This is a genomic window from Burkholderia sp. MSMB1826 (genome assembly GCF_001526325.1).
In the GTDB taxonomy this organism is placed as follows: Bacteria; Pseudomonadota; Gammaproteobacteria; order Burkholderiales; family Burkholderiaceae; genus Burkholderia.
The window spans coordinates 1-1,291 of the sequence record NZ_LOYN01000041.1 but is presented as its reverse complement, the minus strand read 5'-3'; the positions used below and the strand labels follow the sequence as shown (position 1 = coordinate 1,291).

Annotated in this window: 1 protein-coding gene; it reads left to right on the top strand. The window is 56.9% G+C overall.

All coding sequences use genetic code 11. The annotated features are described in order from the left end of the window. Positions 1–82: 82 nt before the first annotated feature. Positions 83–1,224, top strand: a protein-coding gene (locus WS95_RS23610) for an IS3 family transposase (RefSeq protein ID WP_088578745.1) whose coding sequence is annotated in 2 segments (ribosomal slippage) — positions 83–335 and positions 335–1,224 — 1,143 coding nt in all. Because the reading frame shifts where the segments join, the coding sequence is not laid out codon by codon here. Positions 1,225–1,291 lie beyond the last annotated feature (67 nt).

Below are 1,291 nucleotides of genomic sequence, written 5' to 3'. Positions count from 1 at the left end.
TTGACCCTGACCCAAGAAATAGTCCGGTGCAAAAGTAGAGAAATTCGGCATGATGTGTCCAAGCGGACACGAAGGCCATGCCATGAAGACGAGCAAATTTACGGAAGAGCAGATCGCATTTGCCCTGAAGCAAGCCGAGCTGGGTACGAAGGTCGAGGAGATCTGCCGCAAACTCGGAATAAGCGAGGCGACTTTCTACAACTGGAAGAAGAAATTCGGAGGGTTGGGGCCTTCTGAGCTGCGCCGCTTGCGCCAGCTCGAAGAAGAAAACGCGAAGCTGAAACGGCTTGTGGCGGACCTGAGCCTGGACAAGGCCATGCTGCAGGACGTACTCGCAAAAAAGCTCTGAAGCCTGCCCGTCGGCGCATGTTGATCGATGAATTGCGTGATCGCTATCGAACCAGCCTGACGAAGACTTGCGCGTTGTTTGGCATGTCTCGTTCGCTGTATCGGTATCAGTCGGTTGCGCGTGATTCGTCGGCGCTGCTCATGCGTATCAAGGAAATCACCGCCACGCGCGTGCACTATGGGTATCGGCGCGTTCACGTGGTCCTGCGACGGGAAGGCTGGCGAGATAACTGCAAGCGCGTCTACAGGCTGTATCGGGCGGAGGGCCTTTCACTGCGGCATAAGCGGCCACGACGTAACAAATCGGCTCGGCTGCGACAGCCCAAGCATATCGTGACCGCGATCAACGAAATCTGGAGCATGGATTTCGTTGCGGATGCGCTGTTCGACGGGAGACGTCTACGGACACTGACCGTCGTCGACAACTACACCCGGGAATGCCTAGCCATCGAGGTCGGGCAAAGTCTGAAGGGAGAGCATGTGGTCGAAGCGCTGACGCGTATCACCGCTATGCGCGGACACCCTGCCACGATCAAGGTCGACAATGGCAGCGAATTCATCTCGAAGGCAATGGACCGGTGGGCGTATGAACATGGCGTTGAACTGGATTTCAGCCGGCCGGGCACGCCCACTGACAACGCCAAGGTCGAAAGCTTCAACGGGCGCTTCCGTCAGGAATGTCTGAACGCGCATTGGTTCTTGTCATTGGCTGACGCTCAGAGCAAAATCGACGACTGGCGCACGTACTATAACGAGGTTCGTCCCCACTCCGCATTGCAGTGGATGACACCCGCCGAATTCGCCCGTCAGGCAAGGGAATCCGCCTCGCCTGACAACTCAACCAAGCCGGAAATCTCCACTTCCGACCGGGACTAATTCTGGTTCAGGGTCACAAGCCGGAAATCTCCACTTCCGACCGGGACTAATTCTGGTTCAGGGTCAC